The organism is Rathayibacter sp. PhB1 (assembly GCF_004362935.1).
Classification (GTDB): domain Bacteria; phylum Actinomycetota; class Actinomycetes; order Actinomycetales; family Microbacteriaceae; genus Rathayibacter; species Rathayibacter festucae.
On sequence record NZ_SNYD01000005.1, the window covers coordinates 510,499 to 534,867 of the forward strand.

Sequence of the window (24,369 nt, forward strand, 5' to 3'; positions counted from 1 at the left end):
CGGACGCTGAACCCGGTGAGGGCTGGCGCCGCGCTCCGGGATCCGGTAGAGCCGCTCACTCCAGCTCGGCGGGCCGCGCCGGCTCGGCCAGCAGCGCGCGCGCCGCCATCCCGATCACCGCGCTGTACGTCGGGTAGGCGAAGCGCACGTTCGCGAGGGTCGCGACGTCGACTCCGGCCGCCATCGCCGTCGTCACCGACTGCACGACCTCGATCGCGTTCTCGCCGACGGCGTGCGCGCCGAGCAGCAGCTCGCGGCGGCGGTCGGCGATCAGCGTCAGGAACCCGCCCTCGCGGTCGTCGATCACGGCGCGGTCCACGCTCGAGAACGGCACCGAGGCGACGATGCACTGCGGGTCGCGCTCGCGCGCCTGCTCCTGGGTGAAGCCGACGCCCGCGTAGTCCGGGTCCGTGAAGCCGCCGGCCGGCAGCAGGAACTGCGGAGTGCGCCGGTTGGCGCCCAGCACCGCGTTCTCGGCCGCCGCCTCGGCCTCGAACTGCGCCGCCTGCACGAGCATGTCGCGCCCGTTCGCGTCGCCGACCGCGAAGACGTGCGGCACGACCGTGCGGAAGTACTGATCGGCCGGGATCGCCGAGCGGACGACCTCGATGCCGGCGTTCTCCAGGCCGAGGTCCTCGACGTCGGCGGGCCAGCCGGTCGCCATGATCACGGCGTCGACGCCCTCGGTGCGCGCGGAGCCGGCCTCGCGCCAGGTGATGTCGATCGAGCCGTCCTCCGCGCGCTCGAGGCGCTCGACCGTCTCGATGCCCAGGTGCACGCGCACGCCCTGGCGCTCGAAGGCGCCGGCGACGTGCTCCGAGATGCTCGCGTCCGAGGTGGTGAGGATGCGCGGCGCGACGTCGAGCAGCGTCACCTCCGAGCCGAAGGCGTTGAACACCGTGACGAGCTGCGCGCCGGTGTTGCCGCCGCCGATCACCGCGACCCGGCGGGGGAGCGCGGGCCGGCCGAGCACGTCCTCGGGGACGGTGGCGAGCTCGGCGCCCGGGATCGGCAGGCGGCGCGAGTGGCCGCCGACGCAGATCAGGATCGAGCGGGCGCGGATCCGCCGGCCGCTGTCCAGGACGAGGGTGCTCTCGTCGACGAAGCGCGCGCGGCCCTCGTGGATCAGCTCGACGCCCGCCTCCTCGAAGCGCTGCGCCTCGCGCTTGATCGAGCGGACCTTGTCGACCCGCGCGTGCACGTGGCGGACGGTCGCGGCCCAGTCGACGACGGGCGTGCCGACGTCGACGCCGTAGTCGCCGGCGGTGCGGGCCTCGCGGACGATGCGCGCGGTCTTCGCGAGCACGCGGGTGGGCACGCAGCCGGTGTTGACGCAGGTGCCGCCGACGCGGCCGGCCTCGAGCACGACCACCTTCGCGCCGAGCTCGGCGGCGCGCAGGGCGGCGGCGGTGCCGGCCGGGCCCGCGCCGATCACGGCGACGTCGTACTCCTGGGGCGCGGTGGTGCCGGGGTCGGTGGCGGCGGTGGCGTTCTGGGTGCTGGCGGGCACGGCGGGGCCTCTCGGGTCGGTGCTCGGCGGAGCGGGCGGTGTCCCCGCATCCTGGCGCCCGCGCCCTCGGTTTCTCTGAGCGCCCGCGCAGGCTTGACAGGCGCGTTCAGCGCTCGGTGCTCGCGCCGTCAGGACCGCCGGGCGCGGAGGAGCAGCTCCCGGTGAGGAGTTGCAGCTGCGGATTCGCCGCTCACGCCTCCGGGCCCGGCGTCGCGACCAGCTGGAAGCCGCCCTCGATGCTGCCGTCGGGGCGGAGGGTGACGCGCGTGTAGACCGGGGTGTCGTCGCCGGTCGCCGTGCCGACCACGTCGAGGGCGTCGCCGGCGAAGAAGGCCTCGAGGCCGGTGCAGCCGGCCGAGAGCGAGCCGTCGGGGCGCTCGAGGGCGAGGCAGATCCGGGTGGCGTCGGGCGCCGTGAGCAGCAGCCGGTCGTTCTGGGTGGTCTCGAAGGTCGGGCTGTAGACCTCGGCGTCGCCCGAGATCAGCGAGAGGCCGGTGGGGATGTCGGTGGTGACGGCCCAGCCCTCGACGATCGCGGCGAAGCGGTCGGTCGCGCGCGGGGTCGGGGTCCCGGTCGCCGGTGCGGGCCCGCTCGAGGACGGCTGCGGGACGGCCGCGCCGATGACGGAGGCGGTGGCCGCGCCGATCGCGAGCCCGCCGACGAGCAGCCCGGCGCCGAGGAGGACGAGGTGCGACCGGGTAGGGGGTGCGGCGGTCGAGGGTTCGCCGGTCGTCCGCGCGGGTCTCGCGGCTCGTGGGGCGGGCTGCGCCTCCGGGGCGGCGGCGGCCAGGTGTCGGCGCTGCGCTTCGGCCCGCTGCGCCTCGATCCGCAGCGCCTCGGCCCGCAGCGCCTCGTCGCGGTCGTCCCCGGTCGGGCGGGCGTAGAGCGCGCGCTCGAGATCCTGGCGCTCGTCGTCCTCGTCCTGCACGCCGTCAGTATGCCGGAGGGTCGCGAGGCCGGCGGGTCGATCGGCGGCTCAGGGCCCCATCGTCCCGGTGCCGGGCGTCCCGTCGACCCGCAGGTACTGCAGGCGCACGACTCCGCGCGGCGAGGTGACGGCCGGCCCGTCGAGCCGCAGGTTCGTGGGCACGGCACCGCCGCCGAAGACCGGCTTGCCGGAGCCGAGCAGGATCGGGTGCAGCCACAGGGTGAGCCGGTCGAAGAGCTGCTCCGCGAGCAGCGTCTGCACCAGGTCGAGGCTGCCGATCACGTGCACGGCGGAGTGGCGCTCGCGCACCTCGCGGACGGCGGCCGGCAGATCGGCGCCGAGCTGCACCGAGCCGGACCAGGGGAGTGGCGGGGTGCCACGGGAGGCGACGTACTTCGGGATCCGATCGAACAGCTCCGCGATCGGCCCGCGCTGCTGCGGCCAGTAGCCCGCGAAGATCTCGTAGGTGCGCCGGCCGAGCAGCAGCGCGTCCATGCCGGCCATCCCGTCCAGGACCTGCTCGCCGACCGTCTCGTCGACCAGCGGTGCCTGCCAGCCGCCGAACGCGAAGCCGCCGCTCGGATCCTCCTCCGGTCCGCCGGGTGCCTGCGCGACCCCGTCGAGCGTGCTGAACAGATCGATGTCGATGCTTCCCACGGTGCGCTCCTCTGCGTCGGCGGCTGCGGCCCACCGTCCCACTCGCGGAGGGGCTGGGCAAGCGTCCGTCGTCCCGACGACGGGGACACCGGTGCGTCGGTCCCGGGTCCCCCCTTGGGGTGTCATTCCGTCGATCCGCGCCCGGATTCCCGGGGGATCCGCGCCGGACCGGCGATCGCGATCTGTACTCCTGCTCAGGCCCGGGGCTACGGTTCGACTCCACTCACCTCGGGTGTCACGAGCCCACGCTGTCGTGGGCGGAACGCTGCGCAACGATGCCGCACGGAACTCCTTCCCACGTTCGACGAGACCGGGCCCGCTGGAAGGTGGGGATCGCGGCATCGACCGGGATCCTGCTCCTGTCCGCGGGGCTCCTCTCCGCCACCGCCGCTCAGGCGGCCACGGCGCCGACCCTCGGGAGGGCCGGGAACTTCTCGGTCCTCGGCGGGTCGACCGTCACCAACACCGGCGACACGCTCCTGCCGCTCGACCTCGGCGTGAGCCCCGGCACCGCGATCACCGGCTTCCCGCCCGGCGAGGTGCTCGGAGAGACCCACGCCGCGGACGCCGACGCGATCGGCGCACAGTCCGACCTGGTCAAGGCCTACGACCAGCTGACCTCGCAGGCCACCACCGAGTCCGTCGCCGGCGACCTCGTCGGCCGCACCTTCACTCCCGGCGTCTACACCGCCTCCGGCCCGATCGGAGTCACGGGCACCGTGACCCTCGACGCCGAGGGCGCGAACGGCGCCGTCTTCGTCTTCAAGGCCGCCTCGACGCTCATCACGGGCTCCGGGAGCCGGATCGAGCTGATCAACGGCGCGCAGGCCTGCAACGTCTTCTGGCAGGTCGGCAGCTCCGCGACCCTCGGCACCTCCTCCGACTTCGCGGGCTCGATCCTCGCGCTGACCTCGATCACCGTGACCAACGCGGTCACCGTCGACGGCCGCGCCCTCGCCCGCAACGGCGCCGTGACCCTCGACGACGACACCTTCGTCTCGTCCTCCTGCACCCCGGCGACCACCGCCCCGCCGACGACCGCGCCGACCACGGCGCCTCCGACTACCCCGCCGACGACGCCTCCGACTACGCCGCCCACGACCCCGCCGACCACGCCGCCCACCACGCCGCCGACCACGCCGCCCACGACGCCGCCCACCACGCCGCCGACCACGCCGCCCACGACTCCGCCCACCACGCCGCCGACCACGCCGCCCACGACTCCGCCGACCACCCCGCCGACCACCCCGCCGACCACCCCGCCGACGACCCCGCCGACGACCCCGCCGACGACGCCGCCGACGACGCCGCCCACGACTCCGCCGACGACGCCGCCGACGACTCCGCCGACGACGCCTCCGACGACTCCGCCGACGACGCCTCCGACGACTCCGCCGACGACGCCTCCGACGACTCCGCCGACGACGCCTCCGACGACGCCGCCCACGACGCCTCCGACGACGCCGCCCACGACGCCTCCGACCACGCCGACCACGCCGCCCACGACGCCGCCGACGACGCCGCCGACGACGCCGCCGACGACGCCGCCGACGACCCCGCCGACGACCCCGCCGACGACCCCGCCGACGACCCCGCCGACGACCCCGCCGACGACGCCGCCCACGACCCCGCCGACGACTCCGCCGACGACGACGCCGCCGACGACGCCTCCGACGACGCCGCCGACGACGCCTCCGACTACGCCGCCGACGACTCCGCCGACGACTCCGCCGACGACCCCGCCGACGACCTCGCCGACGACCCCGCCGACGACTCCGCCGACGACGCCGCCCGTCGTGACGCCCACGCCGACCCCGACGCCCACGCCGACCCCGACGCCCACGCCGACCCCGACGCCCACGGTCCAGCCCACGCCCCGGGCCTCCACCCCGCCGGTGATCCCGGCGAAGTCCGGGACGCCGCCGACCAGCGGACTCGCCTCGACCGGAGTCGAGACCGGTGCGGGTCTGTCGCTCGCGTTCCTCGCCCTGGGTGGCGGCGCACTGCTGCTGCTCCAGCAGCGACGAGCACGACGCCGCAACCGCAGCTGATCGCCTCGACGCGGCGCTGTCGCTGAGAGGGGGAGCCGAGCCTCCCCCTCCCGGCCGGCGGGTGCCGTGATGACAGCACCGCGGCACCCGCAGAACACAGGCTGAGAGCGCCGGATCCCCGACTAGCAGGGGGTCCGGCGCTCTCAGCCTTCTCTGCGCCGTGCGGCGCGCGCCCGGCTCAGCCGGACGGGTTCTCGACCGGGTCGCCCTCGGGGTCGGTCGCCGTCTCGGGGTCGACCTCGTCGGGCTCGACCGGCTCGGTGTCGGGGGTGCTCTTGTCCGTCATGGGATCCTCCTCAGTGCTCGTTCCGCGGTCGGTCCTGCTCCCGCGGGTGTTCGGATCGTGCGTCGGCCACGCTACGGTCCGCCCGGCCCGCCGTGACCCCCGTTGACGCGAGCGGGGAGAGCGTGAGCGGGGCCGTTCCGCGCGTGTCCCGCGTTGAGTCCGCGAGCGCGCGTGGCAGTCCGCCGCCTCCTCCGCAAGGCCTGGCTGCACTTCGGCGCGATTCGTAGGGTGAGGGCTCCCGAGTCGAGGAGCAGGCGCGCCAGATGATCCGAACCACCGTCACCATCGAGGGCAAGACCTACGGACTCTCCCAGGGGACGGACGTCGACGATCTCAAGGAGTCCGCGACCCGCGCGACCCAGGCCGGCGGCGGGCTCATCGACTTCGTCGTGGTCGGCAACCGCCAGGTCAGTGTGCTGATCTCCTCCGGCGTGCCGGTGATCTTCGAAGAGGTCCAGGTCCCCGACGACGACCGCGACACCGGCGACCTGCAGGAGCCGTGGGACGACATCGACTACCTGGACTGACCCCGAACCTCCGCCCGGACGCCTCCCGAGGGAGCGCCGCCCGCGCGGTCTCAGACGCCTGAGGGGCGCCGCCGGCTGGACCCGGCGTCCCTCGGGCTCCTCCTCTCCCGCACCCGCCGCTGCTATCCGCGTGTCAGAGGGCGGTGGACTCGGCGTCCTCCGCGCCGGCGTCGGCGAGCTCGCCCGCGACGAGGATCGCCGCTGCGCTGCCGAGGGCCGAGCGCACCTGCTCGGCGCTGATCTCGAGGAGGTCGGCGATCACCGCGACGTCGTGCCCGCCGGTGTGGCGCAGCAGCCAGCACTGGCGCTCGAGGGCGGGCAGGCCGTGCAGGCGGCGGTGGAACGCGGAGCGGAGCAGGTCGTCCTCGCGGAGCCCGACCGGAGCGGACGCCGGAACGAGCGCGGCGCGGCGGCCGACGCTGTGACGGCCGATCTCCGTCCGTGCGATCTCGAGGGCCGACTGCTCGTCGGCCACCCGCGGTGATCCCGAGCGGAGGGTGACCGCGGCCTGGTGCAGGGCGGCGGTGGCCATCGACTCCGAGAGCGTGAGCCGGTAGGCGTAGGCGTAGAGGCCGGCGGTGCGGTTCAGCGCGGGAGACTGCGCCTTCTCCGCTCTCGTGGGCTGGGCCGTCGCGGGCAGGGCGCTCGCGGGCTGGGCCTTCGAGGGCAGGGCGTTCGCGCTCACGGGTCTCTCCTCGTCTCTGCGCGGCCGGGCCGGGCTCGCGTCGAAGCCGATGCTAGGGGTGTCGAGAACGATCGTTCTACCCTTGACATTCTCAGACGGTTATCGATACATACGCATCCTCGCCCTCCGTCACTCGCGCGCGGAGAGGATGCAGAACTCGTTCCCCTCCGGATCCGCGAGCACCACCCACGACTGCTCGCCCTGGCCGACGTCGATCCGGGTGGCGCCCAGCGCGATCAGCCGGTCGACCTCCGCGGCCTGATCGTCGGGCACGAAGTCGAGGTGCAGGCGGTTCTTCACGGTCTTCCGCTCCGGGACGTCGAGGAAGAGGAGGCTCGGGCCGCGGCCGGACGCGGGCAGCAGCTCGATCCCCTCGTCGTCCTCGTCGACGATGTCCCAGCCGAGCGCCTCCTGCCACCAGTGCCCCAGGGCGCGGAAGTCGGTGCAGTCGACGATGATCTCTTCGAAGCTCAGGCTCATGCCGCCGACGCTAATCGGCGTCCGCGGTGTCGCGGAAGGGGTCGCGGAGATCGGTGGAGAGAGCCACGCACTCGGCGCCTGGGGAGGAGCCCGTGCCGAAGCGGCACGACGGCTGGCTCCGGAGCGCGCGGTCCGGCATCCTCGAGCGGAGCCGGACGCCCGCGCCGCGCTCGCCGGAGGGAACGACATGAGCAGCGAGCACGAGCACGACACCGAGCACGGCGCCGAGCCCGGCACCGGACCCGGGACCGCCCGCGAGCACTGGGAGGCGCGCTACTCCGACTCCGACCGCGTCTGGTCGGGCCGGCCGAACGCGACCCTCGTCGAGCTCGTCGGCGCCCTGACTCCCGGCCGCGCCCTCGACCTGGGCTGCGGCGAGGGCGGCGACGTCCTCTGGCTGGCGGCGCAGGGCTGGACCGTCACCGGCCTCGACCTCTCCGAGACCGCGCTCGAGCGCGCCCGGGCCGAGGCGCTCGCCCGGGGTCTCGTGATCGACGTCCGCCAGGCGGATCTCGGCGCCGACTGGCCGGTCGAGGGCGTCTTCGACCTGGTCGCGTCGAGCTTCCTGCACTCGATGGTGGAGCTGCCGCGGATCCCCATCCTGCGCCGCGCCGCCGAGCTCGTGGCGCCCGGCGGAGTCCTCGCGGTCGTCTCGCACGCCGCCGCGCCGCCCTGGTCCGCGCACTCGCACCGGCACGAGGGCGGACCCGTCCTCGCCTCGCCCGAGGAGGAGCTCGCCGCCCTCGCCCTCGATCCGGCCGAGTGGACGCCCCGGCTCGTCGAGACCCGCGAGCGGACGGCCACCGGACCCGACGGCGAGGACACGGTCCTCCTGGACGGGGTCCTCCTCCTCGAGCGCGCGGCGCCTGCGCGCTGAGGCGCCTGAGCCGCCGCCGTCGCTCCTCCACAGGAGCTCTTTCGCGGAGTTGTCTTCGGGCTGATCGACACCGCCCCGCGGGTGTCGGCGGTCCCTGCTTCGATACCCGTATGGATGACATCAGCAGCGCGAGCAGCGCGGAGGAACCGAACGGGCCGGTCGCCGCGGTCGGCGCGGTGCTCGGCGTCGCCGCCGATCTCGGTGTCACGTCGGCGCGGTTCCTGCTCACGCGGGCCGAGGCCGTTCATCTGGCGTACCGCACGGCGCTCACCGCTCCCGAGGAGTTCGCGCGGGGCGGCGGCCTGTCCCGGAGCGAGGCGAGCAGCCTCGTCGAGCGGTCGATCCGGGCGCAGTTCGCGGTCGCGCTGCGCCTGTCGGAGCGGGCGGCGTCGAAGGTGATCGATCACGCGATCCTGCTGGTCGAGGCGCTGCCGTGCACCCGCGCCGCGGTGGCGGAGGGACGCCTCCTCTGGGAGTCGAGCGAGGTGATCTGTGCGACCGCCGCGACCCTGCCCGCCGCCTCTCGCGCCGCCTTCGACGAGCGCGCCGCGGGCGTCGCGCCGGACGTGACGCCGACGCAGCTCAGGCGGATCGTCGCCCGGCTCCGCGACGAGCTGCACGAGGAGCCGTTCGCTCAGCGCCACGCCCGCGCCCGCCAGGACCGCGCCGTGTGGATCTCGCCCGAGATCGACGGGATGGCCACCCTCTGCGCGCTCCTCCCCGCACCGGACGCGATGGGCATCGGGGATCGTCTCGACCGCATCGCCCGCTCCCTCCGGGAGGGCGGCGACGAGCGCACCCTGGCTCAGCTGAGGGCCGATGCCCTCACCGATCTGCTGCGCGACGGCGACATCGCCGGCACCACTCCCGCGAGCGACGGTCCTCGCGTGTCCGAGTCGTACGTCCCGGGATCCGAGCCGAGGTGCGGCTCACCCTCGCCGCGTCGACCGCCGCGGGACTCGATGACGCACCAGCCGACCTCGACGGGTACGGCCTCATCCCGGCCGACCTCGCCCGCGCGCTGGTCGAGACCGGCGCCTCCTTCACCCGCGTCCTCACGGATCCGGACACCCGCGCAGTCGTCTCCGTCGGCCGCACCTACCGGGTCCCGCCCCCGCAGATGCGCCTGCATCTGCAGCTCCGAGACCAGACCTGCCGCTTCCCGGGCTGCACCCGCTCCGCATCGAGGTCGGAGGCGGACCACACGATCGAGTGGCGCAACGGCGGCGAGACATCGCTCGAGAACCTCGTCTCGCTGTGCGTGAGCCACCACCACGTCCGCCACGGTGACCGCTGGACCTACGTCCCCCGCAAGGACGGCAGCATCGTCTGGACCACCCCGACCGGCCGCACCGTCACGATCCGCCCGCCCGCCCTGGCCGGAGCGCCGCCGGGCCCCCGCTTCGAGGACGTCCCGCCCCCGTTCTGACGGACGCGGGTCTCGATACGCGCTGCGCGCTGCTCGACCAGCATGCTCCGCCCAGCGCACACCGGGCTGGAGCGATCCATGCTGATCGAGTAGCCCTCGCAGAGGGCGTATCGAGATCCACCGTTCTGCAGAGGGCGGGTCTCGATACGCGCTGCGCGCTACTCGACCAGCATGGAACGAGCGCGCCCGCCCATGCTCTCCAGCGCGTTCGCGCCTTCCCTGAATGGTCGGCGCCGCGGGGGCGATTCATGCTGATCGAGTAGCCCTCGCAGAGGGCGTATCGAGATCCACCGCCCGGCAGAGCGCTGACTACCGTGTTCTCCGTACCCCGCACCCACCCAGGAGGCACCGTTGCCGCTCGATCCCTACCTCGCCGCCCGCCTGCCGTTGCTCGACGGAGTCGCCTACCCGCTCGACGCGGCGCAAGCGGCGAAGGTCGCCGAGTTCGAGGAGGACCCCGGCCCGTGGTCGCTCCCCGAGGGCGTCACCGTCTCCGACGCCGCGATCGACGGCCCGCACGGCCCGATCCCGCTCCGGGTCTACGCGCCTGCAGAGCCCGCCACCTCCGCCCTGCTCTGGGTGCACGGCGGCGGCTTCCAGGCCGGCGACCTCGAGATGCGCGAGTCGCACGTCGTCTCCGCCGAGCTCGCCGCCCGCGCCGGCAGTCGCGTCGTCTCGGTCGGCTACCGCCTCGCGAGCGCCGACGTCCGCTTCCCCGTCCCACTCGACGACGTGCAGGCCACCTGGCGCCACCTCCGCGCCGAGACCCCCGACGCGCTGCCCGTCGCCATCGGCGGGGCCAGCGCCGGCGCCGCCCTGGCGCTCGCCGCGACGCTCCGCGAGCGCGACGCCGGCACCCGCCTCCCGGACCACGTGCTGCTCGCCTACCCGTTCGCGCACTTCCCCAACCCGGCGCTCGACGACGCCGTGATCCGCGAGCTGCTGCCGCTCCCGCCGCTGCTGCGTTTCCCGACCGCGGGCATCGAGGACATGGTCCGCACCTACGTCGGCCGGATCTCCGACCTGCCCCCGCACGCGCTCCCCGGCGCGGCGCCGCTGCACGGACTGCCGCCGACCTCGGTCCTCGTCAACGAGTTCGACGAGCTCCGCGGCTCGGCCGAGCTCCTGCTGCGGCAGCTCGCGGAGGCGGGCGTCGCCGCGACCGGCTACCTCGCGCAGGGCATGCCGCACGGCCACCTCAACCGCACGCCCGCGCTGCCCGAGGTCGACCGCTCGCTCGCCTTCTTCGCGGCCCGGCTGCGCGAGCTGACGCAGGACAGGCGGTGAGGTCCCCGAACCCGCCCTCGGCGCCCCGGCCAGCACGTGGTGATGAGATGTCCTGTCTGCGCGGTCACCGGTCGTCGGTGCTGGGCTGTGAGTGATGGCCGAAGCCGTACGCTGCCCACCGCGTGACAGTGGGCCGGATTGACCGCCGGCCCGACGGTGTGTGCTCGCTCCGGTGCGCCTACCGACTCACCGCCCGACCGCGCCCCGCAGGGCGCTCCGGCTCACTCCTGCAGCAGATCGACCTCCCAGTTGGTGCGCTGGATCGCCGCGTCGAGGTCGCGCAGCTCACGGGCGAGCACGTCGGCCCGCGCGCGCAGCTCGCGCACCGGCAGCGCCGGCAGCCGCCGCAGCTCGCTGCGCAGCTGTCGGTAGCCGCGGTCGCCCGCCGCCGCGTCGGCCGCGCGCACGACGATGCTGTGCTGCGACCTGAGCGCCTCGCGCCGGGCGAGCGCCGCGGTCAGCCGCACGCCGTCGGGCGTGGTCGCCGCCGTGTTCGTCAGATTGACCGCGGTCACCAGCCGCTCCAGCGCGTCCAGCGCGCGCAGGCACTCGGCCAGCAGCTCCGACGGGTCCTCCGTCGGCTCCTCGCCCTCCTGGTAGGAGGCGTTCGCGACGATCCGCGACTGGAGGGCCTCGATCCGCTTCTGCAGATCGGCCCGCTCGAGGAGTGCTTCGGCAAGCTTCATGCCCCCAGGCAACCACACGCGCGGCGTCCTCGCTGCCCGTCTAGGCTGCCGATCGTGCCGCTGCAGAATCACCCGGGAGACGTCGAGTTCCCCGTGCGCTCGCGCCTGCGCTACGCGCGCGTCGCGGACGCCCACCGGCGCGCCCCCGGCGGCGGGATCGGCCGCCGCGCACTGCTGGTCACGGCCGTCGCCGCTCCGCTCGGGATCGTCGGCTTCGTGCTCGGCCTCGCGAGCGCGGACGGCAGCACCGGACTGCCGATCTTCACGTTCGGAATCGGCCTCGTCCTCGGGCTGGCCCTCGCGTCGATCGCCTTCCAGATCCGCGACGCCGGAGCGCCCCGCCGGCAGCAGCTCGCCTACCGCGCCGAGGCGCGGACGCCCGCGCCGACCCTGCGCCAGCAGCAGCTGCTCGCCCTCGACGCCGTCAGCGACTTCTCCTTCGGCGGCTGGAACTCCTCGCTCGCCTTCCAGCCCACCTGGGCCGAGCTGCCCGCCGAGCTGCGCGCCCGCTACGCCGACGGCGCCAAGGGCTCGCCCTGGCCGGAGCTGCCGATGCCGGCGCTCGCCGAGCAGCGCGGCGCGCTCGACCGCGACTTCCGCATCGCCTCGGCGGAGGACGTCGAGCTGTTCGTCGCCGACGTCCTCGCCCGCGGTCCGCTGTCGACGCGCTTCGCCGAGGTCTCTGCCTCGGAGGACGCCGAGCGGATGCGCTCCCGGATCGCCGCTCTCACCGGCGAGAGCGAGTTCCACCTGCTCGAGCGCGCGCAGCCGGTCGGCGGCCGGCCGCCCGTGCTGCTGCTCGCCGGCGACGCCGAGCGCACGATCGGAGCGATCCGCTACGCCTACGTCGCCGGCTACGTGACCGCCGACCGGGCCTGGGAGCTGCTGGAGAGCATCGGCTCCCGCGTCTTCGCGCAGTACAGCGGCTGGGACGGCTACTGGCGCGACGCCGCCGTCGCGATCGCGTTCCGCACCGACTCGCTCAGCGCCGTGCAGCAGTACCACCGGCTGCGCGGCGAGCTGCTGGCCTCGGACTGGCCGGCGGCGAGCACGCCGTACCCGGAGAGCGCATCGTGACCGAGTCGCGTCACGATCCCGAAGTCCCCGACGACCGCGACCCCGCCCAGCAGGCGCTCGAGGCGATCCAGCGGATCAGCAGCGGAGGCGATCCCGCCGCCGCGGCCTTCGCGCTGTCGAACGCGTGGACCGACCGGCAGGTCGACCGGCTCAAGGCCTTCTGGCGGCGGTCGCGCCGGGACACCAGCGGCTCCTGACATCGGAGGCTCATAGGCGACGCAAAGGGTCCCGCCTGCCGCGCCGGTCACTCTGGGGTTCCCCGAGCCCCCGAGTGACAAGGATCCCCCGATGTCCCGCATCCCCGAGCCCGACCGCACCCCCGACGGCCTCCGCTACGAGGGCCGCGCCCTCGTCCGCCCCGACGACGAGGTCGTCGACCAGGGCCTCTCCTTCGACGTCGGCACCCTGCTGAGCCGCCGGATGCTCGATCGGCGCCGCGTGCTCGGCCTGATCGGGGTCGGCGCCGCCACCACGGCGCTGGCCGCGTGCTCGGCCGTCGCGGGCAGCGCCTCCGGAACCGCGACGAGCAGCGCGAGCAGCAGCGCCGCCGCGACCACCGGCGAGATCCCCGACGAGACCGCCGGTCCCTATCCCGGCGACGGCTCGAACGGCCCCGACGTGCTGAGCGACTCCGGCATCGTCCGCAGCGACATCCGCTCGAGCATCGACGGCGGCGCCACCGCGGCCGGCCTGCCGCTCGCCTTCACCCTGACGATCCTCGACACCGCGAACGGCGGCGTCCCGTTCGAGAACGCCGCCGTCTACGTCTGGCACTGCGACGCGTCCGGCGGCTACTCGATGTACTCCGACGGCATCACCGAGGAGACCTATCTCCGCGGCGTGCAGGTCGCCGACGCGAACGGCGAGGTCACTTACACCTCGATCTTCCCGGCCTGCTACTCCGGCCGCTGGCCGCACATCCACTTCGAGGTCTACCCCGACGTCTACTCGATCAGCGACTCCGGCAACGCGATCGCGACCTCGCAGCTGGCCGTCCCCGAGGACGCCTGCACCGCGGTCTACGCGCTCAGCGGATACGAGGGCTCGAGCGAGAACCTCGCCCAGGTGAGCCTCGACGACGACAACGTCTTCGGCGACGACGGCGGCGAGCTGCAGCTGCCGACCGCGACCGGCGACGCCACCTCCGGCTACCGTTTCGCCCTCACGGTCCGCGTCGACACGACGACGGAGCCGACCGGCGGGTCGGTGCCCTCGGGCGGCGGCGGCGGCGGCGCGGGCGGGGGACGTCCGCCCTCGGCCTGACGGCGCTCGGCGTGCCAGGCTTGCCGCATGGCTGTCGAGGTGGGTGCGGATCTCGAGGTGTCCGCGCGCCTGACGATCCCCGCGTCCGAGCTGCAGTGGCGGTTCTCCCGCTCCTCCGGCCCGGGCGGGCAGCACGTCAACACCTCCGACAGCCGCGTGCAGCTCACCTGGAGCGTCGCGGAGTCCGCCGCGCTCACGGACGACCAGCGGGAGCGCCTCCTCCAGCGGCTCGCCCAGCGCCTGGTCTCCGGAGCGATCACCGTCACGGTCTCGCAGGAGCGCTCGCAGCTGCGCAACCGCGAGGTCGCCCTCACGACCCTCCGCGACCTCGTCGCCGCGGCCCTCGCCCCGCCCGCCGCTCCGCGCCGGCCGACCCGCCCCACCCGCGGCTCCGGCCGCCGCCACCTCGCGAGCAAGCAGCAGCGCTCCGCCACGAAGCAGCAGCGCCGCCGTCCGACGGGTGACTCGTGACCGAGGCGCTTCATGACCGAGGCGGATTCGTGACCGAGCCGGAAGTGCGCGACGCCTACGGCGTCCGAGCGGACGAGTACACCGCCCTGCTCGGCTCCGTCGACGACGCCGACCCGCGCGACCGCGCGCTGATCGACGCCTGGGCCGCCGGCCTGACCGGTCCGGTCCTCGACGCGGGCTGCGGTCCCGGCCACTGGACCGCGTTCCTTCGGCAGCGCGGTCTCGAGGCGGAGGGCGTCGACCTCGTGCCGGAGTTCGTCGCGGTCGCACGACGGCGCTTCCCCGGCGTCCCGTTCCGGACGGGCACCCTGCGCGAGCCGGGCGCCGACGGATCGCTCGGCGGGATCCTCGCCTGGTACTCGCTCATCCATCTCCCGCCCGCCGAGCTGCCCGAGGTCCTCGGCGGCTTCGCCCGCGCGCTGCGGCCCGGCGGCGCACTGCTGATCGGCTTCTTCGTGGGCGCCCCGCAGCGGGAGTTCGCGCACGCGGTCCTGCCGGCCTGGTTCCACCCGCTCGAGAGCATGCGCACCGCCGTCGCGGACGCGGGCTTCGAGGTCGTCGCGGCGGCGGCGCGCACGAGCCCGGGCGTCCGCGACCACGGCGAGATCGTCGCCCGGAAGCTCTAGGAGCGGCCGGCCGGGACGGCGTCGCTAGAGCCGGTCGCTCCGCCACTCCGCCGCGAGCTCCTCGCCGCGGGCGAAGGCCTGCTCCTCGCGCTCGCGCAGCTCGACGCGGCGGATCTTGCCCGAGATGGTCTTGGGCAGCTCGTGGAACTCGATCCGGCGCACCCGCTCGAAGGAGGAGAGCAGCTCGTCGGTGTGGCGGAAGATCGCCGCGGCGGTCTCGGCGGTCGGCTCCCAGCCGTCCGCCAGAGCGACGTAGGCCTTGACCACGCTGTGCCGGGTCGGGTCGGGCGCCGGGACGACCGCGGACTCGGCGACGGCCGGGTGCTGCAGCAGCACGCTCTCGACCTCGAAGGGCGAGATCTTGAAGTCGGACGACTTGAAGATGTCGTCGGTGCGGCCGAGGAAGGTGATGGTGCCGTCGACGGCGCGGACGGCGACGTCGCCGGTGTGGAAGTAGCCGTCGGCACGCGCGCGCGAGGTGCGCTCGTCGTCGCCGAGATAGCCGGACATCAGGTTGACCGGCTCGGTGGACAGGTCGAGGCAGATCTCGCCGGTGGAGGAGGACTCGCCGGTGACCGGGTCGATCAGCGCGATCGCGACGCCCGGCAGCGGCCGGCCCATCGCTCCGGAGACGACCTCGCCGCCGGGCGGGTTGGCGATGATCGCCGTGGTCTCGGTCTGGCCGTAGCCGTCGCGGATGGTGAGGCCCCAGTCGCGCTCGACCGTCGCGATCACCTCGGGGTTCAGCGGCTCGCCGGCCGAGAGGATCTCGGTGAGCGCGCGCGGGCGGGCGCCGAGATCGGACTGGATCAGCATCCGCCAGACCGTCGGCGGCGCGCAGAAGGTGGTGACCCCCGCGCGGTCCAGCTGCTCGCGCAGCGCGACCGGCGAGAACCGGGAGTAGTTGTAGACGAACACCGTCGCCTCGGCGTTCCACGGCGCGAAGAAGCAGCTCCACGCGTGCTTGCCCCAGCCGGGTGAGCTGATCGCCGAGTGCACGTCGCCCGGCTGCACGCCGAGCCAGTACATCGTGCTGAGGTGCCCGACCGGGTAGGACTCGTGGGTGTGCACGACCATCTTCGGCTTCGAGGTGGTCCCCGAGGTGAAGTAGATCAGGCAGGCGTCGGTGCTGTCGACGACGACCCTCGGGGCGATGCCGGGGGCTTCGATCGAGTCGGCGTAGTCGAGCCAGCCGTCCGGCACGCCCGCCGCGCCGCCGACCGCGATCAGTCCGACGTCCTCCGTGAGGCCCTCGAACTTCGCGGTTTCGGTCGCGTCCGCGATCACGTGCGCGACCTCGCCGCGCTCGAGCCGGTCGGCGAGGTCCGCGGGGGAGAGGAGCGTCGTGGTGGGCAGGATGACCGCGCCGAGCTTCATGATCGCGAGCATCGACTCCCACAGCTCGAGCCGGTTGCCGAGCATGAGCATCACGTGGTCGCCCTGCTCGACGCCGACGGAGTGCAGCCAGGCGGCGACCTCGTCGGAGCGCCAGCGCATCTCGTCGAAGGAGACCTTCGTCTCGGAGCCGTCCTCCTCGACGATCCAGAGGGCGGTCTTCTCGTTGCCGATGGCGATCTCGTCGAACCAGTCGACGGCCCAGTTGAAGTGCGGGCCGACGTCCGGCCAGCGGAAGGCGTCCGTGGCGGCCGCCGCGTCGGTGCGGTGCTCGAGCAGGGTGTCGCGCGCGGCGCGGAGGCGCCCGGTGGGGTTCATCCGACCATCCTCTCGCGCCGCGACGGCTTCGAGGTGAGGGCTCAGTACTTGATCGACTGCCCGCCGTCGATCGGCAGCACGACCGCGTTGATGTAGGAGGCGTCGTCCGAGAGCAGGAAGGCGACGACCGAGGCGATCTCGGCGGCCTCGCCGTAGCGCTTGGTCGGGTTCACCTGGATGAACTCCTCGGCGGCCTTGCGCGGGTTCTCGGCGTCGAGCTGCTTCATGGAGTTCTCGACCATGGGCGTCCAGATGGCGCCTGGGGCGATCGCGTTGATGCGGATGCCGTACTGCCCGTACTCGATGCCGGAGTTGCGGGTGAGGCCGACGACGCCGTGCTTCGCGGCCGCGTAGCCGGACTGATTGCCGATGCCGGTGATGCCGCCGACGCTCGCGGTGTTGACGACCATGCCCGAGCCCTGCTCGCGCATCACCTTGAGCACCTTCTCGAGGCCGAGGAACACGCCGCGGAGGTTGATCGCGACGACCTTGTCGAACTCGTCGGCGGTGAAGTCCTCGGTGAGGTTCTGGCGGCCCTCGATGCCGGCGTTGTTGAAGAAGCCGTCGATGCGGCCGAAGCGCGCGAGGGTCTGCGCGACGTAGTCGTCGACGTCGGACGCCTTCGACACGTCCGCGATCACGGTGAGCGACTCGGTGCCCTCGGGGAGCGCCTCGACGGTCGCGGCGAGGCCCTGCTCGGAGACGTCGACGAGGGCGAGCTTCGCGCCCTCCGCGGCGAGGCGGACGGCGGTGGCGCGGCCGAGGCCGGAGCCGCCGCCGGTGATGAGGACGACGCGATCGGTGAAGCGGGTGCTGCTGATATCCATAGGTGCACTATATACCTAGTAATACTCGGGAATCTGGGTGCGGGCTCCGTGGATCCGATGCCCGGAACCGCCGCGTCCGGTGCTCCGCGTCCCTGGCAACCGCCGCAGAGACCGTCCCGCTCGGCGACCGCCTCGGGTAGACCGGAGGGACCGACACGACCGCCGACACGAGCAGGGGGAGCCGTGAAGAGCAGGAGAAGAACGATGACGACGGGGGCCGCGCTGGCCCTCACCGGGCTGGCGCTGGCCGCCTGCACCGCCCCGGCGGAGAGCGGAGCGGAGGCGACGCCGACCGTCTCGGAGGCGCCCGCGGCCTCCTCGACCGCCTCGGCCTCGGCCTCGCCGGGCGACCGCCCGATCGGGCCCGTCCGGCTGCCGGAGGGGGCGACCGCCGCCGTCGAGTGGGTCGACGAGACCGGCGCAGTCGAGCCGCAGACCGTGCGCCTCACCGGCGAGCCGCTGCACGTGACCGTCTCGGTCGTCTGCGACAGCGCCGACGCCGAGGTGACCGTCGAGGTCGAGGGCCTGATGACCACCGGCTCGTCCTGCGTCTACGACCCGGGCACCACCCGGACGACGAGCAACGGCGGCGGCAACACCGGCTCGATGGAGATCGCCGTCGACCAGGACGCGCGCATCACCGTGACGACCGACCCCGCCGACGCCCACTGGTCCGGCGCGGTCTCGACCGGCCCGCGCACCGTGCCGCTGGGCTGATCCAGAGGCTCCGGCTCGGCGCTAGCCCAGGGGCACGCCCAGCGCGGCCATGAACGGCACGGCGTCGACCGCCTCGCCGTCGACGCGGGTCTCGAAGTGCAGGTGGCAGCCCGTCGAGGCGCCGGTCGAGCCGCGGGTCGCGATGACCTCGCCCGCGACGACGGTGTCGCCGACGTCGACGAGCAGGTCGGTGTTGTGCGCGTAGCCGGTCTCGATGCCGCCGCCGTTGTCGAGCAGGATCCAGTTGCCGTAGCTGCCGGAGTAGGCCGCCTCCTCGACGGTGCCGCTCGCGGCCGCGAGGACGGGGGTCCCGCAGGCGCCGGCGAGGTCGGTGCCCTTGTGGAAGAGGTTCACGCCGGCGACCGGCTGGTCCGGGCGGGGGCCGTAGCTGCTGCTGATGTGGCCGGCGATCGGGAGCACCCAGGTGCCGGAGACCCCGGCGGCCGCGGCGGTCGACTCGCCCGCGCCGGCGGTGATCGCGTCGAGGGAGGCGGTGGGCACGAGGACCTCGGGCTTGGCCTCGGCGGCGAAGGCGTCGCGGGTGACGCTCTGCTGCACGACGCCCGCGGCGACGAAGCTCTGCGGGCGGGCCGCGGCGACGGCGTTCGCGGTGTCGGTCGCGACGGCGGACTCCGGGGTGTCGCCGACGGCGAAGGCGGGCATCGTCGAGGTGACGGCCAGGCCGACCACGAAGGTCATCGCGGCGAAGGCGGACACGCGGCGCGTCGAGGGGCGGCGGACGGCGGTGCTCCGGGCCGTGCTGCGCGCGGCGGCGGTGCGGGCGGCGGCGGTGCGGGCGACGCTGCGCGCGGCGACCTGCTCGGCCTCGCGCTGCTCGCGCAGCTGCCGGCGGGTCGGGAGGGCCTGCGCGGTCGCGGCGGAGACGGGGGCCGGGGCGTGGTCGGAGTGGTGCATGCAGTCGTGGTTTCCGGGTCGTTCGCCGCGGGGGAACGGGGGCGCGGCAGGGCGGGTCGGGGCGGCGGAGCGCTCAGCGGCGCCCAGCAGGTGGTGCTCAGGGGGGTGTCAGCCGGGGCTCAGGGGACCGCGCGGCGACCCTCCAGAGTACCTGCGTAGCTCCGGAACGCCACTGAGAGAATGCCGAGCGGTGCACGGTATTGACGTCTCGGGCTCAGGCGAGCGCCTCCGCGCAGTGGCGGAGCAGGGCGTGCAGCTCGCGGATCCGCGCCCCGTCCAGCCCCGTCAGCATGCGCTCCTCGACCGCCCGGACGGCCGCGCTCGCCTCGCCGAGGAGCTCCTCGCCGGAGGTCGTGAGCCGGATCGGCAGCGCCCGGCCGCTCGGCGCTGTCTCGGCCCGGATCAGATGACCGTCGCGCTCGAGCGACTGCAGCAGCACGTGCATCGACTGCCGGGTCACGAACGCGCCCCGCGCCAGCTCGGAGCTGGACAGCCCCGGCCGGTGCGCCAGCAGCTCCAGGCAGGAGTAGGCGGTGACCGTGATCCCGAGCGGCCGCAGCGCCGCCTCCATCGCGACGCGCAGGGCGCTCGACGCCTCCTTCAGCACGTAGCCGACGGAGGTGTCCAACTCGATCCGTGCCGTGCTCTCGCCCTGTTGACTCATGTCATTATTCTGACATACGCTCCATGTAAGGAAACTGACACCCACCCCGACGAAAGGCGCTCCCATGGCGATCACCGGCCCCGACTTCCTCTCCCTCCAGGTCCGCGACCTCGAGCGCTCCGCCGAGTTCTACGAGACCCGCCTCGGCCTCTCCCGCCGCCCCGGCCCGCCGCACGCCGTCGTCTTCGACACGGCGCCGATCCCCTTCGCCATCAGGGACGTTCTTCCCGGCACCGAGCTCCCCGCCGAGCCCGGCCGCGGCGTCGCCCTCTGGCTGCACGCCACCGAGGTCGCCGCCCTGCACGACTCCCTCGCCGCCGCCGGCGTCCCGATCGCGTCGGCCCCCGCCGAGGGCCCCTTCGGCCTGACCTTCACCTTCGCCGACCCGGACGGCTACCTGATCACCCTCCACGACCGCGCCTGACGCACCTGCGACTGCGAGACGCTACGCGTCCGCGCCCGCCGGCTGCCAGAGCTGGAGGCGGTTGCCCTCGGGGTCGTCCAGGTCGGCGAAGCGGCCGTTGGGGTAGATCTCGGGGTCGATCTGCACGGTGATGCCCGCGGCGCGGAGCTGGGCGACGAGCGCGTCGAGCGAGCGGACGCGGAGGTTCAGGGTCCAGCCGGCGGGGCCGAGCGGCTCGGAGCCGGCCGGCATCGGGGCGAGGACGGTGGTGCCGGCGTCCTGGCGCCACGACGGGGCGCCGTACTCGGTCGGCACCTCGTCGATGCCGAGGTGCTCGGCGTACCAGCGGGCCAGCGCCTCCGGATCGCGCGCGGCGAAGAAGAAGCCGCCGATGCCCGTGACCCTCTCGCGCGACACGATCAGTACCGGCCGCTCGTGAAGACCAGCAGGGCGATCAGTCCGGCGACGGTCGCGGCGACGCCGGAGCCGAGGCGCCACCACATCCAGCGGTCGCGCTTGGGGCCGCGCATCGGGCGGCGCAGCCCGTGCCTGCCGGAGTAGCCGCCGTGGTTGGGAGTGAAGACCATGACTCCAGCCTGCCTCACCAGGCTCGCCGGGTCACGGCCTCAGGCGCTCCACTCGCTGTCGTCCCGCCAGGGCGCGAGATCGACCTCGTTGCCCTCCGGGTCGGCGAGGGTCCACCACTCCGGCGCGTTCGAGTCGTCGACGACGCGCCCGCCGGCGGCGAGGGCCGCGGCGAGGCGGGTGTCGACGACGTCGCGCGGCAGGTAGAGGTCGAGGTGGATCGTGTTGCGCTCGGGGCGCGGGCCCTCGATCTGCTGGATCCAGAGGTTCGGGCCGAGGGCGCGCGGGTCGGCGAGGTCGGCGTCCTCGACGGGGGAGTAGCCGAGCACGGCCCGCCAGAAGGCGCGGACCGCGGCGACGTCGACGGCGTCGATCGCGATCTGCAGGCTCTGCACCGCGGCCGGCTCGGCGGGGAGGCCGAGCGCGCGGGCGGTGGCCGAGATCTCGCGGGCGAGGGCCAGGTCGCGCTCGCTGATGTCGCCGACGTCGTGGCTGATCAGGCGCACGCCGACGCCGCCGTAGCGCAGATCGACGTCGGGGTGGTGGCCGGCCTGCTCGGCGAGGGCCGCGATCGCGGCGACCAGGGCGGCCCCCGCGGCGAAGGAGCCGGCCCCGTGATCGCCGGTGCGGAAGTAGGCGCGGGCGCCGTCGCCGACGACCCGCCAGTCGGCGGTGCCGGGGGCGGCGCGGAAGTCGCGCGGGGAGATCGCATCGGTCATGCGGCAGTTGTACTCCCCGGCCGGCCGTTCTGCCCAGGCCCCGTGCGGTGCCCGCTCGCTACGGTGGACCCACGACCGATCGGGTCGACGAGTGTGAGGAGCCGGCATGGCGCAGAAGAAGAAGTCCGATTCGAAGAAGTCGTCGCAGAAGACCGACGACAAGGCCGCGCAGAAGCGCGCGAAGAAGGCCCTGGCGAAGGCGGAGAAGTCGGTCCGCGCGGCCCACGACGCCGTCCGCGACTCCAGCAAGAAGCTGCGCAAGAAGGCTCGCAAGCTCGCCGAGCAGACCGACACGCTCAAGCGCCGGCAGGAGAAGGCGGCGAAGAAGGCCGCCCAGGCCGAGAAGCGCAGCGCGCCCTCCGCACCCAAGCACGTGGTCGAGCGCGAGCACATCGCCGTCGGCGCGGCCGACCCGTCGGTCACGCCCGACTTCACGCCGCCGCTGCCGAGCGCGGCGCACGACGAGCAGGACCAGGAGCAGGCTCCCGAGGAGCAGGCCCAGGGTCAGCAGGCCGAGGAGCAGCCCGAGCCCGACGCCGACCCCGAGCACGTGCCGGACCTCACGCCGCCGCTGCCGCACTCCTCGAACTGAGCGAGCCCCGCGGGACGCCCCTACCCTGAAAGAATGCACAGGGTAGCCCGGCGCGCCGCTCGGAGAGGTGAACAGCCGGTGAACGCCCCGGCGAACCCTTCCGAGCGGCCTGCGCGGGCGGGAGGATCTCCTCCGTGGATCCCTTCATCCTTCTCGCGCTCGTCATCGTCACCGCTCTGGCGTTCGATTTCACCAACGGCTTCCACGACACGGCGAACGCGATGGCCACGTCCATCGCGACCGGCGCGTTGAAGCCGAAGGTGGCCGTCACGCTCTCCGCCGTCCTCAATCTCGTCGGCGCATTCCTCAGCATCGAGGTGGCGCTGACCGTCACCAACGCGGTCGTCAAGATCCAGGACTCCACCGGCGCGCCCGACCCGGCGCTGCTCGAGGGCGGCGGCTCGGCGCTCCTGCTGATCGTGCTCGCCGGCCTCATCGGCGGCATCGTCTGGAACCTCCTCACCTGGCTGCTCGGTCTGCCCTCCAGCTCGTCGCACGCCCTCTTCGGCGGCCTGATCGGCTCGGCGCTCGCCGGCCTCGGCCTCAACGGCGTCAACTGGGCCGGTGACGGCTCGAAGCTCGACGGCGTCGTCGGCAAGGTGATCCTGCCCGCGCTGATGTCGCCGGTGCTCGCCGGCGCGGTCGCCGCGATCGGCACCTGGCTCGTCTTCCGCGTGATCGGGAACCTCGCCGACCGCCGCATCCACCGCGGCTTCCGGATCGGCCAGATCGGCAGCGCCTCGCTCGTCTCGCTCGCGCACGGCACCAACGACGCGCAGAAGACCATGGGCGTCATCACGCTGGCGCTGATCGCCGCGGGCGGCTGGAGCGACACCGAGTCCGTCCCCTTCTGGGTCAAGCTCAGCTGCGCGCTCGCCATCTCGCTCGGCACCTACATCGGCGGCTGGCGGATCATCCGCACCGTCGGCAAGGGCCTCGTCGAGATCGACACCCCGCAGGGCATGGCCGCCGAGAGCGCCTCCGCAGCGGTCATCCTCGCCTCCAGCCACCTCGGCTTCGCCCTCTCGACCACGCACGTCGCGACCGGCTCGATCCTCGGCTCCGGCGTCGGCCGCCCCGGCGCGCAGGTCCGCTGGCGCGTCGCGCTGCGGATGGTGACCGCCTGGGTGATCACGCTCCCCGCCGCCGCACTGATGGGCGCCGTGATGTGGTGGATCGGCCACCTGGTCGGCGGAGCCGGCGGCGGCGTCCTGATGACCGCCGTCCTCGTCGCCGTCGCGATCTTCATCTACGTCCGCTCGCGCCGCGACAGCATCGGCGCGCACAACGTCAACGACGAGTGGTCGGACGCGGGCTCCGCGGCGAAGCAGACCGCCGGCGTCTAGCCCGGATCCCTCCGTACCGACTCGAAAGGACCGACCCGTGCTCTCCCTCTTCTTCAGTGCCGCCGGCCAGGTGGCGCTCATCGCCGTGCTCCTCGGCGCGGGCCTGCCCGTGCTCTTCGCCGTCGGCGTCCGCTCGTTCGCCCTCGCCGGCGGTGACGGAGCCAGTGGAACCGCGGCCTCGACCGCGCAGGCTCCCGGCCTTCCGGCGCCGCTGCTCCGCGCGCTCGGCGTGCTCTGCTTCGTGATCGTGGTCGCCGCCGTGGCGGTGGGCCTGAGCATCATCATCGCGACCGGCCTCGGCCAGGCCGTGAGCTTCGAGCACGTCTTCCCGACGTTCGTCCCCAAGGGCTGACCGTGGCGGCGACCGACCCGGCGGCGCCCGACGCGGCGGCTCCCGCTCCCGCGGACGGCGTCGTCGCTCGGGTGGTCAGCTGGCTCCGCGCGGGCTACCCCTCCGGAGTGCCGGAGACCGACTACGTCCCGCTGCTCGGCCTCCTCCAGCGCAGCCTGACCCGCGACGAGCTGGAGCAGGTCGTCCGCCAGCTGCTGTCCGACGCGGTGCGCGCCGACGCGGCCGGCGAGGAGTTCTCCGCCGCGAGGATGCGGCAGCGCATCGAGGAGACGCTCCTCGGACCCGCGCTGCCCGAGGACCTCGTCCGGGTGTCGGCACGGCTCGCGAGCGCGGGCTGGCCGCTCGCCCGCCCGGAGGAGCTCGCCGAGCCGGAGCGCCCGGCCTCGGAGCGCGCCGGACTCGTCACGCGCGTCGTCCGCTGGCTCCGCGCCGGCTACCCCGCCGGGCTGCCCGAGCAGGACTTCGTGCCGCTGATCGCGCTGCTGCGCCGCCGGCTCTCCGACGAGGAGGTCGCCGAGGTCGCGACGCGCCTGGCCGCCGAGGGCGGGCTGCCGGCCAGCCGCGTCGACGTCGGCACGGCGATCGCCGCGGTCACCTCGGAGCTGCCGTCGGACGCCGACATCGAGCGGGTCCGGCTCTCGCTGGCCGAGCACGACCGCCCGGAGGAGTTCGCGAGCTGAGCGGGCCGGTGCAGCC

General features: G+C 74.1%; 29 protein-coding genes. 16 read left to right on the plus strand and 13 right to left on the minus strand.

Annotation, left to right across the window (positions count from 1 at the left end; translation table 11 throughout):
* Positions 1-55 precede the first annotated feature (55 nt).
* The 3 genes from EDF17_RS15390 to EDF17_RS15400 all read right to left on the minus strand — a co-directional run bounded on the left by EDF17_RS15390 (position 56) and on the right by EDF17_RS15400 (position 3,095).
* Positions 56-1,510 (minus strand): NAD(P)/FAD-dependent oxidoreductase, encoded by a 1,455-nt coding sequence (locus tag EDF17_RS15390; RefSeq protein WP_123447475.1) that lies wholly within the window; start codon positions 1,508-1,510, stop codon positions 56-58.
* 190 nt (positions 1,511-1,700) lie between these two features.
* Positions 1,701-2,438 carry a hypothetical protein gene (locus EDF17_RS15395; protein ID WP_123447476.1) on the minus strand — a complete coding sequence of 246 codons (738 nt, stop codon included), beginning with the start codon at positions 2,436-2,438 and terminating at the stop codon, positions 1,701-1,703.
* A 48-nt stretch (positions 2,439-2,486) separates the two neighbouring features.
* The gene (locus tag EDF17_RS15400; RefSeq protein ID WP_123447477.1) at positions 2,487-3,095 is read right to left on the minus strand and encodes a dihydrofolate reductase family protein; all 609 of its coding nucleotides are present in this window, start codon (positions 3,093-3,095) and stop codon (positions 2,487-2,489) included.
* Between the two features lie 326 nt (positions 3,096-3,421).
* Here EDF17_RS15400 and EDF17_RS15405 point away from each other — a divergent pair, with 326 nt between their 5' ends.
* Positions 3,422-5,146, plus strand: a complete 1,725-nt coding sequence (locus EDF17_RS15405; protein ID WP_243732915.1) for an ice-binding family protein — start codon at positions 3,422-3,424, stop codon at positions 5,144-5,146.
* Between the two features lie 549 nt (positions 5,147-5,695).
* A complete protein-coding gene (locus tag EDF17_RS15410; protein WP_123447479.1) occupies positions 5,696-5,959 on the plus strand; it encodes a hypothetical protein in 264 nt (87 codons plus the stop codon).
* A 133-nt stretch (positions 5,960-6,092) separates the two neighbouring features.
* Here EDF17_RS15410 and EDF17_RS15415 read toward each other — a convergent pair whose 3' ends face one another.
* A complete protein-coding gene (locus tag EDF17_RS15415; RefSeq protein WP_123447480.1) occupies positions 6,093-6,644 on the minus strand; it encodes a sigma-70 family RNA polymerase sigma factor in 552 nt (183 codons plus the stop codon).
* Positions 6,645-6,773: 129 nt separating this feature from the next.
* On the minus strand, positions 6,774-7,124 hold the full coding sequence (locus tag EDF17_RS15420; protein ID WP_123447481.1) for a VOC family protein: 351 nt from the start codon (positions 7,122-7,124) through the stop codon (positions 6,774-6,776).
* A gap of 187 nt (positions 7,125-7,311) precedes the next feature.
* Here EDF17_RS15420 and EDF17_RS15425 point away from each other — a divergent pair, with 187 nt between their 5' ends.
* The 3 genes from EDF17_RS15425 to EDF17_RS15440 all read left to right on the plus strand — a co-directional run bounded on the left by EDF17_RS15425 (position 7,312) and on the right by EDF17_RS15440 (position 10,717).
* Positions 7,312-8,001, plus strand: coding sequence for a class I SAM-dependent methyltransferase (locus tag EDF17_RS15425; RefSeq protein WP_123447482.1), 690 nt, complete (start codon positions 7,312-7,314; stop codon positions 7,999-8,001).
* A gap of 922 nt (positions 8,002-8,923) precedes the next feature.
* Entirely contained in the window at positions 8,924-9,430 is a 507-nt protein-coding gene (locus EDF17_RS20360) for an HNH endonuclease signature motif containing protein (RefSeq protein ID WP_243732916.1), read from the plus strand.
* A 351-nt stretch (positions 9,431-9,781) separates the two neighbouring features.
* Positions 9,782-10,717 carry an alpha/beta hydrolase gene (locus tag EDF17_RS15440; protein ID WP_123447485.1) on the plus strand — a complete coding sequence of 312 codons (936 nt, stop codon included), beginning with the start codon at positions 9,782-9,784 and terminating at the stop codon, positions 10,715-10,717.
* A gap of 221 nt (positions 10,718-10,938) precedes the next feature.
* Here EDF17_RS15440 and EDF17_RS15445 read toward each other — a convergent pair whose 3' ends face one another.
* A complete protein-coding gene (locus EDF17_RS15445; RefSeq protein ID WP_123447486.1) occupies positions 10,939-11,403 on the minus strand; it encodes a DIP1984 family protein in 465 nt (154 codons plus the stop codon).
* A gap of 54 nt (positions 11,404-11,457) precedes the next feature.
* Here EDF17_RS15445 and EDF17_RS15450 point away from each other — a divergent pair, with 54 nt between their 5' ends.
* The 5 genes from EDF17_RS15450 (at position 11,458) to EDF17_RS15470 (ending at position 14,840) form a co-directional block, all read left to right on the plus strand.
* On the plus strand, positions 11,458-12,480 hold the full coding sequence (locus tag EDF17_RS15450) for a DUF1266 domain-containing protein (RefSeq protein WP_123447487.1): 1,023 nt from the start codon (positions 11,458-11,460) through the stop codon (positions 12,478-12,480).
* Positions 12,477-12,677: a hypothetical protein gene (locus EDF17_RS15455; protein WP_123447488.1), complete on the plus strand. Its 201-nt coding sequence runs from the start codon at positions 12,477-12,479 to the stop codon at positions 12,675-12,677. The genes EDF17_RS15450 and EDF17_RS15455 overlap by 4 nt, the downstream gene beginning before the upstream one ends.
* A gap of 91 nt (positions 12,678-12,768) precedes the next feature.
* Positions 12,769-13,743, plus strand: coding sequence for an intradiol ring-cleavage dioxygenase (locus tag EDF17_RS15460; protein WP_123447489.1), 975 nt, complete (start codon positions 12,769-12,771; stop codon positions 13,741-13,743).
* Positions 13,744-13,770: 27 nt separating this feature from the next.
* A complete protein-coding gene (gene arfB, locus EDF17_RS15465; RefSeq protein WP_123447490.1) occupies positions 13,771-14,214 on the plus strand; it encodes an alternative ribosome rescue aminoacyl-tRNA hydrolase ArfB in 444 nt (147 codons plus the stop codon).
* 29 nt (positions 14,215-14,243) lie between these two features.
* Positions 14,244-14,840 carry a class I SAM-dependent methyltransferase gene (locus EDF17_RS15470; RefSeq protein ID WP_123447491.1) on the plus strand — a complete coding sequence of 199 codons (597 nt, stop codon included), beginning with the start codon at positions 14,244-14,246 and terminating at the stop codon, positions 14,838-14,840.
* 24 nt (positions 14,841-14,864) lie between these two features.
* Here EDF17_RS15470 and EDF17_RS15475 read toward each other — a convergent pair whose 3' ends face one another.
* Together EDF17_RS15475 and EDF17_RS15480 are read right to left on the minus strand one after the other, a co-directional pair.
* A complete protein-coding gene (locus tag EDF17_RS15475) occupies positions 14,865-16,553 on the minus strand; it encodes an AMP-binding protein (RefSeq protein WP_123447492.1) in 1,689 nt (562 codons plus the stop codon).
* A 41-nt stretch (positions 16,554-16,594) separates the two neighbouring features.
* Positions 16,595-17,380, minus strand: coding sequence for a glucose 1-dehydrogenase (locus EDF17_RS15480; protein WP_123447493.1), 786 nt, complete (start codon positions 17,378-17,380; stop codon positions 16,595-16,597).
* A 204-nt stretch (positions 17,381-17,584) separates the two neighbouring features.
* Here EDF17_RS15480 and EDF17_RS15485 point away from each other — a divergent pair, with 204 nt between their 5' ends.
* On the plus strand, positions 17,585-18,097 hold the full coding sequence (locus EDF17_RS15485; protein ID WP_123447494.1) for a hypothetical protein: 513 nt from the start codon (positions 17,585-17,587) through the stop codon (positions 18,095-18,097).
* Positions 18,098-18,118: 21 nt separating this feature from the next.
* On the opposite strand, the gene EDF17_RS15490 is transcribed toward EDF17_RS15485, so the two are convergent.
* Both EDF17_RS15490 and EDF17_RS15495 read right to left on the minus strand, forming a co-directional pair.
* Positions 18,119-19,012 carry a M23 family metallopeptidase gene (locus EDF17_RS15490; protein WP_123447495.1) on the minus strand — a complete coding sequence of 298 codons (894 nt, stop codon included), beginning with the start codon at positions 19,010-19,012 and terminating at the stop codon, positions 18,119-18,121.
* 214 nt (positions 19,013-19,226) lie between these two features.
* Complete coding sequence (locus EDF17_RS15495; RefSeq protein ID WP_123447496.1) at positions 19,227-19,676, minus strand: MarR family transcriptional regulator; 450 nt, start codon at positions 19,674-19,676, stop codon at positions 19,227-19,229.
* 64 nt (positions 19,677-19,740) lie between these two features.
* On the opposite strand from EDF17_RS15495, the gene EDF17_RS15500 reads away from it, so the two are divergent.
* The gene (locus tag EDF17_RS15500) at positions 19,741-20,100 is read left to right on the plus strand and encodes a VOC family protein (RefSeq protein WP_123447497.1); all 360 of its coding nucleotides are present in this window, start codon (positions 19,741-19,743) and stop codon (positions 20,098-20,100) included.
* 21 nt (positions 20,101-20,121) lie between these two features.
* On the opposite strand, the gene EDF17_RS15505 is transcribed toward EDF17_RS15500, so the two are convergent.
* Genes EDF17_RS15505 through EDF17_RS15510 form a run of 3 tightly spaced genes read right to left on the minus strand, consistent with a single transcriptional unit; the run spans position 20,122 to position 21,383 of the window.
* Entirely contained in the window at positions 20,122-20,496 is a 375-nt protein-coding gene (locus EDF17_RS15505) for a VOC family protein (protein ID WP_123447498.1), read from the minus strand.
* A 2-nt stretch (positions 20,497-20,498) separates the two neighbouring features.
* Entirely contained in the window at positions 20,499-20,666 is a 168-nt protein-coding gene (locus EDF17_RS19960) for a hypothetical protein (protein ID WP_164874583.1), read from the minus strand.
* Between the two features lie 39 nt (positions 20,667-20,705).
* Positions 20,706-21,383 (minus strand): VOC family protein, encoded by a 678-nt coding sequence (locus EDF17_RS15510; RefSeq protein ID WP_123447499.1) that lies wholly within the window; start codon positions 21,381-21,383, stop codon positions 20,706-20,708.
* 106 nt (positions 21,384-21,489) lie between these two features.
* On the opposite strand from EDF17_RS15510, the gene EDF17_RS15515 reads away from it, so the two are divergent.
* From EDF17_RS15515 to EDF17_RS15530, 4 genes are all read left to right on the plus strand, one after another.
* Complete coding sequence (locus EDF17_RS15515) at positions 21,490-21,975, plus strand: hypothetical protein (RefSeq protein WP_123447500.1); 486 nt, start codon at positions 21,490-21,492, stop codon at positions 21,973-21,975.
* 134 nt (positions 21,976-22,109) lie between these two features.
* The gene (locus EDF17_RS15520; protein WP_123447501.1) at positions 22,110-23,321 is read left to right on the plus strand and encodes an inorganic phosphate transporter; all 1,212 of its coding nucleotides are present in this window, start codon (positions 22,110-22,112) and stop codon (positions 23,319-23,321) included.
* A 37-nt stretch (positions 23,322-23,358) separates the two neighbouring features.
* Positions 23,359-23,673 (plus strand): hypothetical protein, encoded by a 315-nt coding sequence (locus EDF17_RS15525; RefSeq protein ID WP_123447502.1) that lies wholly within the window; start codon positions 23,359-23,361, stop codon positions 23,671-23,673.
* Positions 23,674-23,675: 2 nt separating this feature from the next.
* Entirely contained in the window at positions 23,676-24,353 is a 678-nt protein-coding gene (locus EDF17_RS15530) for a DUF3349 domain-containing protein (protein WP_127888116.1), read from the plus strand.
* Positions 24,354-24,369: the final 16 nt, after the last annotated feature.

Coding starts and splice junctions, on each gene's coding strand:
- EDF17_RS15410 (WP_123447479.1), top strand. CDS start 5,696: ATGATCCGAACCACCGTCACCATCGAGGGCAAGACCTACGGACTCTCC.
- EDF17_RS15420 (WP_123447481.1), bottom strand. CDS start 7,124: ATGAGCCTGAGCTTCGAAGAGATCATCGTCGACTGCACCGACTTCCGC.
- EDF17_RS15425 (WP_123447482.1), top strand. CDS start 7,312: ATGAGCAGCGAGCACGAGCACGACACCGAGCACGGCGCCGAGCCCGGC.
- EDF17_RS15445 (WP_123447486.1), bottom strand. CDS start 11,403: ATGAAGCTTGCCGAAGCACTCCTCGAGCGGGCCGATCTGCAGAAGCGG.
- EDF17_RS15460 (WP_123447489.1), top strand. CDS start 12,769: ATGTCCCGCATCCCCGAGCCCGACCGCACCCCCGACGGCCTCCGCTAC.
- arfB (WP_123447490.1), top strand. CDS start 13,771: ATGGCTGTCGAGGTGGGTGCGGATCTCGAGGTGTCCGCGCGCCTGACG.
- EDF17_RS15475 (WP_123447492.1), bottom strand. CDS start 16,553: ATGAACCCCACCGGGCGCCTCCGCGCCGCGCGCGACACCCTGCTCGAG.
- EDF17_RS15480 (WP_123447493.1), bottom strand. CDS start 17,380: ATGGATATCAGCAGCACCCGCTTCACCGATCGCGTCGTCCTCATCACC.
- EDF17_RS15485 (WP_123447494.1), top strand. CDS start 17,585: ATGACGACGGGGGCCGCGCTGGCCCTCACCGGGCTGGCGCTGGCCGCC.
- EDF17_RS15490 (WP_123447495.1), bottom strand. CDS start 19,012: ATGCACCACTCCGACCACGCCCCGGCCCCCGTCTCCGCCGCGACCGCG.
- EDF17_RS15495 (WP_123447496.1), bottom strand. CDS start 19,676: ATGAGTCAACAGGGCGAGAGCACGGCACGGATCGAGTTGGACACCTCC.
- EDF17_RS15500 (WP_123447497.1), top strand. CDS start 19,741: ATGGCGATCACCGGCCCCGACTTCCTCTCCCTCCAGGTCCGCGACCTC.
- EDF17_RS19960 (WP_164874583.1), bottom strand. CDS start 20,666: ATGGTCTTCACTCCCAACCACGGCGGCTACTCCGGCAGGCACGGGCTG.
- EDF17_RS15510 (WP_123447499.1), bottom strand. CDS start 21,383: ATGACCGATGCGATCTCCCCGCGCGACTTCCGCGCCGCCCCCGGCACC.
- EDF17_RS15515 (WP_123447500.1), top strand. CDS start 21,490: ATGGCGCAGAAGAAGAAGTCCGATTCGAAGAAGTCGTCGCAGAAGACC.